6 protein-coding genes are annotated in these 16,811 nt (G+C 63.3%); 1 reads left to right on the plus strand and 5 read right to left on the minus strand.

Annotation, left to right across the window (positions count from 1 at the left end):
• Positions 1–12: 12 nt before the first annotated feature.
• On the minus strand, positions 13–468 hold the full coding sequence (locus tag CCOS191_RS19670; protein ID WP_052752638.1) for a hypothetical protein: 456 nt from the start codon (positions 466–468) through the stop codon (positions 13–15).
• Positions 468–14,174 (minus strand): hemagglutinin repeat-containing protein, encoded by a 13,707-nt coding sequence (locus CCOS191_RS28060; protein ID WP_052752639.1) that lies wholly within the window; start codon positions 14,172–14,174, stop codon positions 468–470. Before CCOS191_RS28060 ends, CCOS191_RS19670 begins: the two co-directional genes overlap by 1 nt.
• Positions 14,175–14,401: 227 nt before the next feature.
• Here CCOS191_RS28060 and CCOS191_RS19680 point away from each other — a divergent pair, with 227 nt between their 5' ends.
• Positions 14,402–14,671 carry a hypothetical protein gene (locus tag CCOS191_RS19680; RefSeq protein WP_046856643.1) on the plus strand — a complete coding sequence of 90 codons (270 nt, stop codon included), beginning with the start codon at positions 14,402–14,404 and terminating at the stop codon, positions 14,669–14,671.
• 11 nt (positions 14,672–14,682) lie between these two features.
• On the opposite strand, the gene CCOS191_RS19685 is transcribed toward CCOS191_RS19680, so the two are convergent.
• The 3 genes from CCOS191_RS19685 to CCOS191_RS19695 all read right to left on the minus strand — a co-directional run bounded on the left by CCOS191_RS19685 (position 14,683) and on the right by CCOS191_RS19695 (position 16,686).
• Positions 14,683–14,919, minus strand: a complete 237-nt coding sequence (locus tag CCOS191_RS19685; RefSeq protein WP_023631177.1) for a BrnA antitoxin family protein — start codon at positions 14,917–14,919, stop codon at positions 14,683–14,685.
• Positions 14,894–15,175 (minus strand): BrnT family toxin, encoded by a 282-nt coding sequence (locus CCOS191_RS19690; protein ID WP_031315381.1) that lies wholly within the window; start codon positions 15,173–15,175, stop codon positions 14,894–14,896. The genes CCOS191_RS19685 and CCOS191_RS19690 overlap by 26 nt, the downstream gene beginning before the upstream one ends.
• Positions 15,176–15,360: 185 nt before the next feature.
• On the minus strand, positions 15,361–16,686 hold the full coding sequence (locus CCOS191_RS19695; RefSeq protein ID WP_023631179.1) for a DEAD/DEAH box helicase: 1,326 nt from the start codon (positions 16,684–16,686) through the stop codon (positions 15,361–15,363).
• Positions 16,687–16,811 lie beyond the last annotated feature (125 nt).

Here is a 16,811-nt window from a genome sequence, read left to right on the forward strand (position 1 = left end):
GTTCAATAGCATTTACTCAAGCGTGAGTGAACACTTCCACAACCGTCCATCTTGCGAAAACTCCGCACGCAATACAGGGCCTGCCCCCTCATAACGTACCCACGGGCGTATAAAACCGAGCAAACCATCCATCTTGCCCCCCCCCTGACTATCTGGAGGACCAAGCGTTTGCAGGAGGGCGTCTCGCCGCCAGCCTTGTGCATTCTGATCGAGGATGCTCCCTTGGTACGGAGCATAGCCCTCGTGGCTCTGCACGTAGATATGGATGTGATTGAGTCTGTGCGCTCGAAAGCCGAGCTCCAACCCACTATTGAGGTACTTATGATAAAGAGTCCTTCCGTCTGGGTCGTTATACGACAAGGGGGTCTCCTTCACCTGCGGCTGCTCACCAAGCACGGTAGCAAGCTCCTGAAAGTCATTGTCCCCTTGGTCTTTACCGACAAGGCTCAACAGCTTCATCCAGTCCATCAATCAATCACCCCTGTCAGGCGGTTCCGTTCAAAAATCTTTATGATTGCTTCTTCTACGATATCGGCTTGATAGCCCTTTTCCAACAGATTTTTTCGCAGTACATCAGTATCTCGACATACAGCGCCACATAGGTCAGCTGCATCTTGCTCCACCTGTGCTGCCGTGTTTTTGCCACCATGAGTGCGACCAGCGACGTGGATTTCTCGCGGAAGCTCTATCGCAGTGGCATTGTTGTAGAGCAATTTCGTCTCTTCATCTGTAAGCGGGCGGCCCAGCTCCTTCTCCTTGGCCTTACGCAAAGCGGCCATTGATGGAATATGGTCGTGCTCCAATCGATCCCCTACAACCTCCCGACTCTTCAGATCCTTGTAAGAATCCACTTCCAACTCTTTGACTGGATTTTTCGGTGACTTACTGCCTTTGTTCGTCACTACACCAGTAAGGATGGAAGCGGCAAGCTTACCACCACCGATTAAGAACTGATCGTAATCATCCTTCTCATTGAAATTAACCTCCGCGTCACCCTCTTTTTCCATGTATTTGGCGACACGCTCACCGACATAATCCTGAAATTTGTCCAACCGCCTTGCCAACTCTTGGCCCAATGGCGTTTGCTCGGCGGCGCCCCAGGCTGCGGCCTGGATCACGGATTTCGGACCTTGCGTCAGTGCCAGCACCAGTGCGACGGCTTGTGCCGCTTCCGCATTCTGCTGCATGAACCGTTCAATACTTGCCAACGATCGCAGGTTTTCCTGCAACAAAGTGCGCCTGGCCACAACATCCGAGTTGCCCAGTACCAATGCACCGGCAGGATCATTGAGATTGGCCTCTTCCAATACCTGCTTGGCCCCTGCCACGACCTCTGGCTTGATGCTCCACAAATCACTCAATTGCTTGAGCACATTCTGTTGAAACTTCTCGTCGGCCATCATCGCCATGGCCTCACTGCGACTTTTGCCGCTGAGAATCAACTGCTCCAGCGTCTGCTCAGCGAAATCACGGCTGGTAATACTTGATACCCCGGCTGCCATGTCCCGCCCCATTACACGCTCAAGCCGGTTCAGTGCAGCATTGAGGCCGGTGCTGGCCTGCTCAAAGTTCTTCAGAGCCGTCTTGTCGTAGTCGAGCAGCCCATCGCTCCACTTCTGCAGCGTCTCCTTAGGGTTCAGCGCATCGTGCAACGAGCTGTCGGTCACGTAGAGATCAGTACGCGACTCCTTGTCTCGAGTGATCTCATAGGCTTTGTCGAGGTCACGGTTGAGACCGACAGTCGAGTCCTGCCCTGTCTCGGCGTCCTTGCGCACGGTGATATCACCCGCACCCACGGTGGCGCGGACAATCTGCTCGCGATCCTTTTCATACTCCCAGCCACTGACACTCCAGCTGGTCTGGTTTTTCGATCCCTTCTCCCCGTTGCCTGCACCTTCGGTAACCTTGCCATTGGAGGGGTCTTGCTCGGCGTTGGCCGAACCCTTCTTCCAACTGCCCCCCACATTCAGGTAGTAACCGTGTTCCTTGTCCTTGCCGGCGATATCGCTGTATCCAAGGGTACCGGTATCAAGCTTGAGATTGCCGTTGTCGGCGGCGATCAGCGCACCGTCGAGCTGAGTGTGGTTCTCGGTGCGGATATCGACCTTGTCACGACCGGTGATGCGAGTCTGGTCCTCGACCCACTCGGTCTTGCCGGTGGTCTTGCCATAGCCTACCGAGCCACTGATACCCGCCCCGGGACCAATGGTGACCGTGGCATTGATGTCGAACTCCTTGCCCTTTACTTCACCTGTGTCGATGGCCGAGGCCACATTGAGGTCGCCACCGACGCGACCGATCACCTCATCACCACGTACTTGTGCACCCTTGATGTTGGTGTCCTTACCACTGGTGAACTTCAATTGGTCACCGGCGTAGACATAGGCTTGCTCATGGCGCTGAGCTTCACGCTCGAGATGCCCCTTGCCCAGATTGACGCTGGCATACACCCCAACACCCTCCGAGCCGAAGGTCAGCCCCACCTCGCCACCACCGCTGCGGCGATTTTGCTCCTGCTGGCTGTCGTTCTGCGCCGCGCGAATGTTCAGGTCGTTGCCTGCATTCAACTCGACATCGCGCCCGCCTTTGACCTGGCTACCGACAATGTTCAGATCGTTGGCGGACTCGAGCCGAACATCGCGCCCAGCCTCCAACTGCGCTGGCGTCGAAGTGCCCTGCTGGCTGTCGTTGCTGGCAGTACCGTGGCTGCCACCGATACCAACCTTGAAGCCACCACTGGTACCGCCGTGGATGCCCCCCCAACTTTGCGACTGGTTGCTTTCCAGGCTGCTGCTGCCCTTGGCCACATCGATGTTGATGTCACGCCCTTTGACGTCGATATCACGCCCGGCCTGCACCTGACTGCCCTTGATGTTTACGTCGTTGCCCGCCTGCAGTTTCACATCGTTGCCAGCGTCCAACGTCGAGGGACGGTTGTTCTGGTCGACACTTTGCTGGCTGCTGGTCTGCTTGCTGCTGCCGAACTTGCCGTCACCGGTCGGGCCGGCGAAGAACTGACCAATCGCATCCAGGGTCTGCAGGGTGCTGGAGCCCTTGCTCACCCCATTTTCGCCCTTGCCGGTGTTGCTCAGCGCGTCCTTGGTCTTGCCCACATTGTGGTTGACCGAGCCACTGATACCGTGCGATTCGTACTCACGCTCCTGTTCCTGAATACGGGTTTCGCGCCCCGCGTCGATGTTGATATCGCGACCAGCGTCCAGGCTGATGTCATGACCGGCCACCAGGTCGGAGCCCGTTTGGTTGATGTCGCGTCCGGCTTTGACATCCAGATCCTGTCCGGCCTGGATGCGACTACCTGCGCTCAGTTGCTCACGCAAACGGTCCTTGGCCTTCTCCTTTTCGACACCGGCGAAGAAGTTCATGCCGTTGTCATCACTGTCGAAACGCAGGCCCGTCTTGCTCGAGCTCGACCAGTGCGAGTTGTCGCTCTGGTTCTGTGCGGCGCTGATATTGACATCACGCCCGGCGTTGAGGCTGACGTTGCGCCCGGCACTGACGCCGCTGCCCAACACGTTGATATCGCGAGCTGCCTGCAGGGTGGCGTCACGCTCACCGCTCACCTGACTGCCGACACTGGTGCTGCTGCGAGCCTCCTGCCCTGAAGCCTTGGCCGAGCCGATCGACACCGACGGCAGGACCGTGCCCGGTGCAATCGGCATCATCAATGCCGCCGGGTTCAGGATGATGTCGGGAGAAAGCGACAGCTTGAACTTCTTCTTGTATTCCTCCGAGCGGCTATAGGCAGTGTCATTGGCCGACACCAGGTTGATGTCGCCCTCCTTGCCCACCAAGCCTGCACGCAGTTCGACATCGTTGCCGGCGTTCGCCTCGCTGGCCCGCAAACGCAGGTCGCTGCCTGCAGCCAGAACAATGTCGTTTCCGGCATCGAGCTCGCTGCCCACCTGCGTGGCGCGGGTCTGCAGCTGGCTCTTGCCGCTCTTCGACAAACCCAGGAAACCGGACTTGGTCTTCTTGCTGTACTCGCCGTGCTCCTCTACACCAGACAACACCGCCACATCGCCCGTGGCACCGAGCATGACATCGCCGCCGGCCTTGAGTTGGCTGCCGATCACCGTCACATCGCGGCCGCCGTCCAGTGATATGCCGCCATCATCCTTCTTGCTGACGTTGACGGTCAGGTCGCCACCGGCCTCGATCACCGAGGCGACGTTGGTGCTGTGGTAGCTCTCCTGCTGCTTGGAACTACTGCGACCGAACGAGCCCTTGCTCTTCTTCAGGTAGTACGAAGCACTTTCGTTCTGGTCGGAGGCGATGGTCAGGTCGCGCTCGGCGTCGATATCGACATCGCCCTTGCCCTTGACCTGGCTGGCAACGATGGCCATGTCCTGGCCGGCAGACAGCGAGACGTCGCCGCCAGCCTTGAGCGTGGTCGAGACCTGGGTGACCTGGTCCTTGGACTGGGTGACCTTCTTGCTGCGGCTGAAACTGTGCGCTTCGTTGGCAGCGGAGCTCAGGTTCAGGTCTTCTCCCGCAGCCAGGGTGAGGTTGCGGCCCGCGTCGATCTGGCTGGCCACGGCGGTGAGATCGCGGCCGGCGACGAGGCTCAGGTCGCGGCCGGCGGTCACCGTGGCGCCGTGCTGCTGCACCGTGTTGTTGCGCTGCCGGTCGCTGTAGAAGCCTTCGCGCTCCTCGACCGACAGCATGCTGACATCGCGCCCGGCGTTGAGGGACAGGTCGCCGCCGCTCTGGATCACGCTGGCGACGTTCTGGATGTCCTGGCCCGCCTTGAGGCTGAGGCTGTTACCGGCTTCGATGCGTGCGGCGCTGTCCAGGTAGTCCTGGTGCTGGCTGGTACCGCCAAAGTTGGTGACGGCGCGTACCTGGTCGCGCTGGTTGATGATGTCGCCATTGACCGCCGTCAGGCTAACGTCGCGCCCGGTCATGATGCCGCCAGCACTGTTGCTCAGGTTGTTGCCGGCCAGCAGCTCCAGCCGCTCTCCGGCCTGGACCAGGCCGGTGTTGACCAGGTTGTTGCCAGCGGTGGCGGACAGGTTGCGACTGGCCTGCAGGGTCCCGACGTTGGTCAGGTTCTCGCCAGCGATCAGTTGTACGTCCTGGCCGGCAATCAAAGCACCGTTGGGGGCCAGGCGGTTGTTGGCCTGGGCCAGGTAAAGCACCGGGACCAGGACCTCCTCGCCGTTGACCTGGTGTTTTTCCATCCACACAATGTCATGGGTCAGCGCCGCCACCTGGGAGGCCGTCAGGCCCACCCCCAGGCTCAGCTGGAGCTGGTCCTTGCTGCGGATGGCGTTGTCCATCAGGTACTTGAACAGCTGATCGCCAGAGGTCTGGCCATCGATGAACTGCTGGCCTGTACGCGCCACCACCGCTTGCTGGATCAGGCGTTGCTCGTAGAGTCCATCACCCAGGCGCTTCCAACTCTGGTCCGGGTCGTAGCCAAGGTTGCCGAGCAGATAGTCCGAGCTCATGAACTGCTTGAGGTCGGTGAGGACCGGGTTGGTCTCGATCAGGTACTTGTGGGGCTTGTTGTTGTACTGGCTGTCCGGCATCCGAGTGACCCCAGGGATGTCAGGACGAGCACTGATTCCCAAGTTGCCACCGGCAGCCAGCTCGCGAACATCGGCACCGGGATGTCGCTGCGGGAGGGCTACATCAACCGGCGCGCCATTCGGCGCGTTGACACCGATGGCACTGGCATTGCCACCCACAGCACCACTCTGATGGGCGATTCGGTCGATTTGTTGATGGTTCTGTTCTAACGCTCTGGCATCCATGGCCTGCAGCGCCCCTGGCTGGGTGCCGGACACCATTGCCTGACGGCCCTGGATCGTGACGTCTGCGCCGCCTAGCTTCCAGCTCTGGGCCGGGCTACCCGAAGCGCTCCCACCCTGTCCACTCAGGCGGAACAGGCCATTCTGGCCGGTGGGTAACGTAAAGCCGCCCAAGGCAAGCGGATTGACCTGCTGTTGTGCAAGGTCAGGGGGAAGTTGGGCATGGATATTGATAAGCGTACTGCCCGACGCCCCTGGCAATTTCGGATCGAACGCCTTGGCGGTCGGGCCACTGACCGTAAGCCCTTCTTGGATGACACTGTTGGTCAGACTCTTGGTTGCATTGATACTGACCCGGCCACCAGCCTGTACAACAGCATTTGCTGCACCAACTTGTCCGTCGTGCACAATAGTTCGAGTTTCAAAAAACTTGATACCTTGCACAGCCGCTGGAAGGGGTACTGTGGAGTTCGGATTGTAAGCAGGTGCGGCCCCAAAGGCGCTCATATTGAAGCCGCCAAGATACTGCGTCCAACCAACATAAACTATATCGTTGCCATTTCCAGACGGTCCGGCCTGGTGAAATGACGGAGTCGTTCGCGACTCGTTCCAATTAGCATCCCAGAAACGTAAGGTTCCGACATTGTAGCGATTCTTACGGAAACCTGCTGTAACCTGGGTGTACCCGGGATCATGAGCAGCATTATAGGTCGTAACTGCACTCCAGAAAGGCCATGCATTTTTTGCGTTGTAATTAGGAAGTGCGAATGACTTAAGCTCGGAATAAGTACCTAGCGCCTTACCTTCATTAATAAAATCCTGCACACTGACTGCGATGTCGTGCCCAGCCGTTATCACCGAGGCCGAGTTCTCCATGCGAGCGCCCAGTACAGAAAGATCGCGTCCGGCTCTAATTGCGCCCGCAGGGGAATCTATCTCTACTTTTTTCTCGTAATACTCCTCAAGTACCATATGCCCGGCAAGCTGACCGGTCTGTCGCATGCCAATCGCACTCCACTTCGGCGTGCCGGTGGTTTTGAATATTTCTTTCCTGTTCTGAATGTTCGTGGCATTAAGACGCATGTCCCAGGCACTTTCCAAACTGCCAGAAACGTTATCCACCAGATCCGCTAGGCCACCGGCCCCATCCCTCGCCACCGTCAGCCCACCCAGACTGTAAACATCCCCGTAGAAGTTGGTCAGGCTACCGGTAAACAGCTGCATGTCCCCGCCACTGAATAGCAGCCCATGGTCATTGCGCAGGCTGCCGGTGGTCACCCGCACCAACTGGTTGCCACCCAAAGTCCCCAGGTTGTTCACGCTACCGGCGTTGACCAGCAGATCCCCCGCCGAACTCAGCCGCCCCTGGTTGGTCAGCAGGCCTGCCACATTGACCGTGGTGTTGCCCACGCCCGTGATGCTGGCGTTGCCGCCCAGGTTCATCTCCGCTGCGCTCACCCCCAGCGTACCCAGGCTGTTCACCCGTCCATTGGCGCTGCTGTAGGTGCCCCCCAGGTTGAGGCTGAGCGCGCCGTCACTGGCGATCAGACCTTCGTTGCTCCAATTGCCGCCATTGCCCACCAGGCTGTCGAATGCCAGCAACTGGCCGCCAGCGGTCTGGGTGAGGTTGTTGACGTTGACGGTCAGACGCCCGGCCTGGATCAGGCTGCCGTTGGTCCAGCTGTCGGCGGTCAGGGTCAGACCGCCGCGGGTGCTGAGGCTGCCGCCGGCACGGGTAAGGTTGGCGGTATCGATGTCGAACACGCCCTTGCCCACGTGCAGCACCTTGCCACCGACGTTCTGCAGCAGGCCGGCGCCAAGGGTCAGGTCACTGTTGCCGATCTCCACTTGACCGTTGCGGTTGTCGAACAGCCCGCCAATGGCGAACTGGCTCTTGCCGCTGGTGCCCACGGCACGCAGTTGCCCGCCCTGGTTGTCCAGAGTGGCAGCCGTGATGGCGAGGGTACTGGCGCTTTCGATGATGCCGGAGCGGTTGTCCAGGGCGCCGCTCAACCCGATGTCGATACGCTGGCCGACCATTTCGCCGCGCGCGTCGCCGCCGTTGAGCAGGCTGGCGCCGGTAACCTTGAGCAGGCCACTGGCTGAGATGCCGCCATCGCGGTTGTCCAGCTGCCCGGTGCGGATCACGCTATCACCGCCGAGCGCGGCGATGCGCCCGCCGTGGTTGTCGAGGTTGGCGCTCTGCACGTCCAGGCTCAGCGCCTGGAGGATGCCGCGCTGGCCAGTGGCGTCGCTGCCGTTGCGCAGCACGCCGCTGGTGCGCACGCCCAGCGCCTGCTTGAGGCTGGCGAGGATGCCGCCGCGGTTGTCGAGGGTGTCGGCGGTCACGCTCAGCGCGCCATCCTGGGCGATCAGCTTGCCGCCCTGGTTGTCGAGCAGGCCGGTGGCCTGCACGGTGATCGCGCCCTTGGCCTGCACGGTGCCCTTGGCGTTGTTCAGGCTGGCCGCTTGCAGGCCTACGTCGCCCTGCTGGCTGTAGATCAGGCCATCGCCTGAGTTGTTGAGCGCCCCGCGGCTGTCGAGCGTGAGCGGGCCATTGGCGGCCAGGGTGCCGCGCTGGCTGTTGTCGACGCTGGCGGCCAGCACCTTGAGCAGGCCCTGGCTGGCGATCTGGCCAGCCTGGTTGTCCACCAGGCCGGCGCGCTGGATCAGCAGGTCCTTGCCGGCGAACAGCTTGCCCTGGCGGTTGAGCAGCTCGCCGAGCAGGTCGAGGGTCAGCGCCCCTTGGGCGGCGAGGCTGCCGTCGTTGTTGTTCAGGCTCGCGGCGGTCAGGCCCAGGTCCTGGCGGGTGGCCACGCGGCCGCCGTGGTTGTCGAGAGCACCGGCGCTGATGACCAGTTTTTCCCCGGCATCGATCAGGCCGCCGTCATGGTTGTCCAGTGCCGCCGTGATGGTCAGTTGCTGGCCGCTGCCGCTGGAGAGGATGCCCTTGGCGCTGTTGTCCAGGCTGGCGGCCTTGACGTCCAGGCGTTGCTGGGCGACCAGAGCGCCGCCGTCGCTGTTGCGCAGCGCGCCGGTCACGGTCGCCTGCACGGCGCCGGAGCGGCTCGACAGGGTGCCCTGCTGGCGGTTGTCCAGGCTCTGGCCGGTCACGGTCAGGCCCTGCCAGCCCGAGACCAGGCCGTTGCGGTTGTCGATGGCGCCGCTGGTGATGCCCAGCGTCTGTTCGCTGATCAGCTTGCCGTCACGGTTGTCCAGCTCGCTGACGTCCAGCTGCAGGGCCTGGGCGGTGGAAATCTCGCCGCCTTGGTTGTCCAGTTTGGCCAGGTTGACCAGGGTCAGCGGGCCGGCGGTGGTGATCAGGCCCGCGCCGTTGTCCAGGTCGGCGCCGCCCAGGTCCAGCGCGAGGCTGCTGCCGAGCAGCTTGCCGGCGTGGTTGTCCAGGCCCTTGCTGGTGAGGGCGAGCGCGTCCTTGGCTTCGATGCGGCCGCCGTCGCGGTTGCTCAGCGCGCCGGCATGAATCTCCAGCGACTGGGCGCCGATCAGGCCCTTGAGGTTGTCCAGGCGCTGGCTGACCCGCAGCAGCAGGCGCTGGTCGCTGAGCAGGCGGCCGTTGCCGTTGTCCAGTTGCTCGGCAGCGACGGTGAAGGCCTGGGCACTGGACATCTCGCCGCCCTGGTTGGCCACGGTCTTGAGGTTGTCCAGCTGCAGCGACGGCGCATTGATCAGGCCGCCACGGTTGTCCAGGTGGCCGTGGCCCAGGTCGAGGTGGACCGCGGTGTCGCTGAACAGCTTGCCGCCCTGCTGGTCGAGGCCGGTGACCGTGGCGGTGAGTGCTTCGCGGCTGCCCACGCGGCCGCCGTTGCGGTTGTCCAGCTGGCCGGCGTGCACGTCGAGGGTGCGGTTGCTGCTGATGCTGCCCTGGCGGCTGTTGTCCAGGTGGCCGGTGCTGAGGGTCAGCTGGCCCTTGCTGGCCAGCGCGCCCTTGTCGGTGTTGTCCAGGCTGGCGCTGGCCAGGGTGATGTCGCTGTCGCTGAGCAGCTCGCCGCCCTGGTTGAGCAGCGCGCCGCCCGTGGTCAGTTTCAGGCTGCCGGCGCTGTCCAGCTTGCCGGTGCTGTTGTCCAGGCTGTGCGCGGCCAGCACCATCTGGCCCTCGGCGCTGATCAGACCGAGGCGGTTGAGCGCCGCGCCGGTCAAGGTCAGGGTCATGTCACGCTGGCTGGTCAGGCGGCCACCGTCGTTGTCCAGGGTCAGGCCGGTCAGGGTCAGGCCGGTCTGGGCCTCGAGGCGCGCCTTGTTGCGGTTGAGCAGCGATTGCAACGCCAGGGTCATGCCGGTGCCGGCGACCAGCAGGCCGCCGTCGCTGTTGTCCAGCGAGGTACCGGTGACCGCGACAGCGGCCTTGCCGGTGATCTCGCCGCCACGGTTGTCGATGCGGTCGACTTCCAGGGTCAGCGCGCCATTGCTGCCGAGCAGCCCCGCCTCGCGGTTGTCCAGCTCACCGCTCTGGATCCGCAGTTGCTCGAGGCTGACCAGCGAACCGGCGTTGTTGAGCAAGGTATCGGCCTGGATCTCGCCCTGGCCTTTGCCGGAGACCTTGCCCTTGCTGTTGTCCAGCGTCGCGGCAACAAGGTTGAGGGCGGTGTCGCCCACCAGGGTGCCCTGGCGGTTGTCCAGGCGACCGTCGACGGTCAGCACCAGGCCGGCGCGGCTGCTGACGGTGCCCTCGCGGTTGTCGAGGCTGGCGGCATGCAGGTCCAGGCCCTTGGCCGAGACCAGGCCCTTGGTGTTGTCCAGCGCCTGGGCGATACGCACCGTCAAGGCCTGCTCGCTGAGCAGCTTGCCTTGGCGGTTGTCCAGGGTATTGGCCGCCAGGGTGAAGCCTTGCGGGCTGGTGATTTCGCCGTTCTGGTTGTCGACGCTGCCGAGGTTGTTCAGTACCAGCACCGGGGCCTTGATCAGGCCGTGGTTGACCAGCGCGCCCTGGCCCAGGTCGAGGGTGATCGAGGCCTTGCTCAGCATCCGGCCGGCCTGCTGGTCGAAACCGCTGGCGGTCAGGTGCATGGCGCCATCGCTGTCGATGCGGCTGTCGCTGCCCGCGTTGTTGACCTGGCCGGCCTTGAGGGTCAGGCGGTCGTTGCCGACCACATGGCCGCTGTCGCGGTTGTCGAGGGTGCCGGTGACGATGTCCATGGCCCCCTGGGCGCCGACCTCGCCGGCGCGGTTGTCGAGGCTGGCACTGCGCAGGTCGAGGGCGCCGTCGGCGGTGATCGAGCCGCGCTGGTTGTCGACCTTGCCGGTGGTGGCCAGGGTCAGCTTGCCGGCGCTGCTCAGCTCGGCGTCGCTGTTGTCGAGGCTGGCGGCGCCGATGTCGAGGTCACCCTCGCTGCTCAGCAGCCCCTTGCCGTTGTCGAGCGCCTGGCTCAGGCGCAAGCGTGCGCCCTGCTCGGCGGAAACACGCCCGTCGCGGTTGTCCAGGGTCTGGCCGTCGAGGGTCAGTTGGCCCTTGCCGCGCAACAGGCCCTGGGCCTGGTTGATGACCTCGGCCACCGTCAGCGCCAGGTCGGTATCGGCCAGGACCTGGCCACCGGTGTTGTCCAGGCGCTGCCCGGTGAGGCTGAGCGCCTTGGCCGCGGACAGTTCGCCGCCGCGGTTGTCGACGCTGTCCACGGTCAGGTGCATGCCCTGCCCGGCGCCGATCACGGCGCCCTGGCGGTTGACCAGTGTGCTGCCCTTGAGGGTCAGCTTGCCGTCGGCGGACAGCTTGCCGCCCAGCTGCTCCAGGCGCGTGACCTGGCCATCGAGATCGCCGCCGCTGGTCAGGCTGCCGCCACTGTTGTCCAGGTGCGCGGCGACCAGGTCGAGGTTGCCCTTGGCGCCAAGGATGCCGAGCTGGTTGAGCAGCTCGCTGCCGCTGAAACCCAACCCGGCCTGGCCGCTGACCAGGCCCTGGTCGCGGTTGTCGAGGTGGTCGATGGTCAGTGTCAGTGCGCCATCGGCCTCGATCTTGCCGCCGCGGTTGTCCCAGCGCTGGCCCTGCAGGGTCAGCAGGTCCTTGCCCACCAGGCGGCCACCGCGGTTGTCCAGCTGCCCCGCGTCGATGCGGGTGGCGCCCACGCCGTTCACCAGGCCCTTGGCCTGGTTGTCCAGCAGCCCGGTGGTCTTGGCGGTGAGCGTGCCGTCGCTGAGCAGTTTGCCTTGCTCGCGGTTGTCGAGGCTGGCAGCGTTCAACGTCAGCGCCTTGTCGGCAGCCAGCACGCCTTGGCGATTGTCCACCGCCTGGGCGATGGCCAACTCCAGCGCCCCGCCAGTGACCGTACCCTCACGGTTGTCGAGGCTGTCTGCCGTTACCTGGCCGAGGCCGGTGCTGGAAATCTCGCCGTGGCGGTTGTCGATAGCTGCGCTCGTGACCAATGCCAGGTCCGACTTGCTGGTGACCACTCCGCCCTGGTTGTTCAGGGTCAGGGCGCGGATATCCAGGCCGTCGGCCGACACCAGGCCATCGAGGTTGTCGAGCAACTGGTCGAGGCGCACGGTCAGGGCCTGTTCGCTGTAGAACTTGCCGCCCGTATTGTCGAGGCTGCGGCCCGCCAGGGTGAAGGCGCCCTTGCCGAAGATCTCGCCACGCTGGTTGTCAATATCGGCGATCTGGCGCAGGCGCAACTGGTTGGCGGCGATCTTGCCGTCGCGGTTGTCCAGCTGGCCATGGTTCAGGTCCAGGGTCAGCGTGGTGACGCTGCTCAGGTGACCGCCTTGCTGGTCGAGCCGGCCGACATTGACGCCGACTGCCTCGTTGCCGCTGATATGGCCGCCCTGGCCGTTGTTGAGGGCCTGGGCGCTCAGGTCGAGGGTGGCCTGGCTGGCGATCCGGCCACTGCGGTTGTCCACCAGCCCCTGGCTGGTGACGGTGATGCCGCGGTTGGCCAGGACCTTGCCAGTGCGGTTGTCCAGGCTGCCGAGGTTCAGGGCCAGGGTGTCGAGGCTGGACAGTTCGCCGGCCTGGTTGTCCAGATGGGCCCAGGTGGCGTTCAGCGCGCCCTGGCTGGTGATCTGCCCACGGTCGCCGTTGAGCAACTGGCCACCGGTGAGGGTCATGCGCCCGTCGGCGAGCACTTTGCCCTGCTGGCGGTTGTCCAGGGTCGCGGCATTGACGCTGAGGTCGCGCCCGGCGCTGAGGCTGCCGCCCTGGTTGTCCAGGTGGGTGCCGCTGGAGAGCGCAAGGTCGCCGCTGGCGATCAGGCGCTGGTTGCGGTTGTCCACGGCACCGGCGCTGATCTTCAGGTCGGCGCCGGCCACGCGCTCGCCATCGATGTTGATACCCGCCTGGATACCGCCAAGGTTGCTCAGTTGGCCGCCAGCGTTCAACTGTACCTGGCCCGCGGCAGTCAGCCCCTGGCGGTTGACCAGCTCGCCGCGGCTGTCCAGCTGCAGTTGCTGGCCGGCATGCACCGGGCCCTGCGCATCAATACCAGCCGCCTGAATCCGCACATTGCCGTCCGCGCTGGCCTGGGCCATGCGCAACTGGCCGTTGGCCTCGAGCTGGATATCGCCGCCGCTGGCGATCATCCGCCCGTCCAGGCGCACGCCCACCCCGGCCTCGGTACCCACCAGCCTGACCGCGCCGGCATACATGCCGCCCAAGGCGCTGGAGTCGATGGCCAGGCTCGGCTTGGCACTGCCGTCATCCTGGCGCGCCGTGGCCGCCAGGGTGCGCGCATCGACATCGTTGCGCCCGGCGACGATGGCCAGGTTGCGCGCCTGGATCTCGGCGTTGATTTTCGTGCTGCGGGCAATCAGCTCGAAGCTGTCGACGTTGCTCGCGTTGAGCCCCGCCCCTTCGATGGCGATATGGCCCTGGTCGACCTGGTAACGGCTCAGCTGGCCGTTCTCGAGCACCGGCTTGCCGGTGCTGAGCGTGGCCTGTGGCGTGTTGATGAAGCCGCAGCCATCGCAGGTGATGCCGTGGGGGTTGGCAACGATGACATGCGCCCCGCGCCCGGCCACTTCGGTGTAGCCGCGCAGCTGGCTGGCGTTGGCGCCGTTGACCTCGTTGAGGATGACGCTGGCCGCGGTGCCCTGCAGATTCGGGTTGCCGAGGATGATCCCGCCCAGTTGGGTGGCCTGGGTGCGGTCGGTGGCGTTGTTGAGGATCAGCCCCTGCTGGCCGACGTTGTAGTCGCTGAACTGGTTGTGCGACAGGCCGCTGCCGTTGGGCGCGGCGATATTGACGATGGGCACGCCGTTGCCCGCTTGATCCAGGCTGGTGCCCGGCCCGCTGACCACCACGCCTTCGGCGGCCTGTGCCCACAGCGGCTGCCAGAACATGGCGTTGGCCAGCAGCAGCGCCAGGCCTCGCTTGGGCAAGCCGCAGAAGTGCTCACGGGGCTGAATTACGGCCGAGCGTTGGCGGGCCAGGAAGGCAAACAGGCGGACGTCCATGTCAGGTCTCGTAAATCAGGAGGTCAGGTAGTCATGCTTGCCAGCACCCTGGCATGCATCAGCGAAAAGAGCGCGCGATACTATTTCGCCATCATTGAAGCGTCAAATTAATATCGTCAAAAAAACCATATCGATAGAACGACACCTGTTCCGCCAGTCGCTCGCGCTGAACTTCCGGCCAGCCAGCGACCTCCACCGCAGGAATCGACTGACAAGGGAACCAAAGGATGAAACCGCTACCCTGCATCCTCTGCGCGACAGCCCTGCTCTGCGCGCAGCCCATCTGGGCCTGCACGCCGGAAGAGGCCACGCAGAAAAGAGAGCAACTGGCAGGCCTGGTGAGCCAGCTGACCGAGCAGAACGCTCAAAAGGCCAAGGAGATCAATGAGGAGCTCCAGCACATGGACCTCGGCACCGCCAGCAAGGACCTGCCGGACAAGTGCCAGTTGATCGACAAGCGCATCCAGGAGCTGAAGGAAGCGGAAAGGAAAACCTGACCACGCCCGGATCAACGCCGCTGCTGGGCCTGCATGTACTGACGAAGCAACTGGTTGATGCGGGTCTGGTAGCCGGCGCCCTGCTCCTTGAACCAGGCCAGTACATCGGCATCCAGGCGGATGGTCACTGTCTGCTTGGCCGGCACCCGCAGCTCGGCGCGGCGGAAGAAGTCATCGTCGAGTTCGGGGATGTCCGAGGTATCGACCGGGGCTTGGTCTTGCTCACAGCTTCTGGACGGTTTCGACATAGCGCGTTACCTCACGTCGAGTGGCTCTTCTGGCGGAAATGATACGGATCACATCACCCTGCCGTTCGGTGTAGGCGACCACGCTGACCCAGGCATTGATCCAGCCCATGCCGATCCAGCGTGCCTCCGGGTACTCGAATCGCTCATCCCGCAGCGCCAGCATCGGCTGACGGAACATCTCGGGCACATCGTTGAAGTCGATACCGTGCTTGCGGATGTTGAGCTGGTTCTTTTCCTCGTCCCATTCAAATCGCACGGGGCAATCGTATTTACAACTGTACATACGCTACTCCTCCTTGGCTGCACATGCCAGAGGAGTGTGGCGGTCGGGCGACAAAATGCCCGGGCTGGAAGAGGGTTTGGGAAATGGGCTACGCGCCCTGGGGAAAGAGGTGAAGCAACCCGCCACCGTTGCAGTGGCGGGCTCATTGCCGGAGGGGCTTACTCAGCTGCCGGCTTGCGCTTTTTCAGCGGTGCCAGGCCATCGGCGCTGGCCAGCGGCGCATTGGCCTTCGGCTTGGCGGACGGCTTGCGCTTGGCGGCGCCCTTCTTGTCGGCGCCTGCTTTCTTCTCGGTCTTTTTCTTCTTGGTGCCGGCAGCCTTGCCCGACGCCTTGACCTTCTTCGGGCCGTTGTAGGTACCCTTGACCTCTTTGATGACGCGACGCTCGAACTGCTGCTTGAGGTAGCGTTCGATGCTCGACATCAGGTTCCAGTCGTTGTGGGTGATCAGCGAGATCGCCAGGCCTTCGCCGCCGGCACGGCCGGTGCGACCGATACGGTGCACGTACTCGTCGCCGCTGCGCGGCATGTCGAAGTTGATCACCAGGTCGAGGCCGTCGATATCCAGGCCGCGGGCCGCGACGTCAGTGGCCACCAGTACCTTGGAGCCGCCGTCCTTGAAGCGGTCGATGGCCAGCTTGCGGTCCTTCTGGTCCTTTTCGCCGTGCAGGACGAACGCCTTGACCTCCTTGGCCACCAGGTGGCCGTAGATACGGTCGGCCAGGGCGCGGGTGTTGGTGAAGATGATTGCCTTCTTGTAGGTCTCGTTGGCCAGCAGCCACTGCACGATCTGCTCTTTGTGCTGGTCGTGGTCAGCGGTAATGATCTGCTGGCGGGTGCCTTCGGCGAGCTGCGAAACGCTGTTGAGCATCAGGTGCTCAGGGTCTTTGAGCACTTTGCCGATGATGTCGCGCAGGGCAGCGCCGCCAGTGGTGGCCGAGAACAGCAGGGTCTGCTTGCGGTTTTCGCACTCTTTGCACAGGCGTTCCATGTCTTCGGCGAAGCCCATGTCGAGCATGCGGTCGGCTTCGTCGAGGATCAGCACGTCAACGTGGGACAGGTCGAGGTTGCCGGCATTGAGCTGCTCGAGCAGTCGGCCCGGGGTGCCGATCAGCACGTCCGGCACCTTGCGCAGCATCGCCGCCTGTTCCTTGAAGTCTTCACCGCCGGTGACCAGCCCCGACTTGATGTAGGTGAACTGGGAGAACAGCTGCACCTGCTTGAGGGTCTGCTGGGCCAGTTCGCGGGTCGGCAGCAGGATCAGCGCACGGATTTCAACGCTCGGGCCGCTGCGGTCGACCAGGCGGTTGAGCAGTGGCAGCACGAAGGCGGCAGTCTTGCCGCTGCCGGTCTGCGCCGTCACCCGCAGGTCACGCCCTTGCAGGGCCAGGGGAATGGCCGCCGCCTGCACCGGGGTCGGCTCGACAAATTTCAGCTCGGCCACGGCTTTGAGCAGGCGTTCGTGCAGGGCGAATTGGGAAAACACGGGGTAACCTCGGGCAAGTGCGAAAAATTCAGTTGCATAGGGTAACGTTTTCCGTGGCCAGAACCGAATTTCTTTTGGCAACTTTGCGCCGATCCACGCTCTAATAACGCTTCGTACCGCAACAC

The organism is Pseudomonas sp. CCOS 191 (assembly GCF_001007005.1).
GTDB classification, from domain to species: domain Bacteria; phylum Pseudomonadota; class Gammaproteobacteria; order Pseudomonadales; family Pseudomonadaceae; genus Aquipseudomonas; species Aquipseudomonas soli.

What these genes read in the sequence shown, in the direction of transcription:
- CCOS191_RS19670 (WP_052752638.1), bottom strand. Translation starts at nt 468, where the DNA reads ATGGACTGGATGAAGCTGTTGAGCCTTGTCGGTAAAGACCAAGGGGAC.
- CCOS191_RS19680 (WP_046856643.1), top strand. Translation starts at nt 14,402, where the DNA reads ATGAAACCGCTACCCTGCATCCTCTGCGCGACAGCCCTGCTCTGCGCG.
- CCOS191_RS28060 (WP_052752639.1), bottom strand. Translation starts at nt 14,174, where the DNA reads ATGGACGTCCGCCTGTTTGCCTTCCTGGCCCGCCAACGCTCGGCCGTA.
- CCOS191_RS19685 (WP_023631177.1), bottom strand. Translation starts at nt 14,919, where the DNA reads ATGTCGAAACCGTCCAGAAGCTGTGAGCAAGACCAAGCCCCGGTCGAT.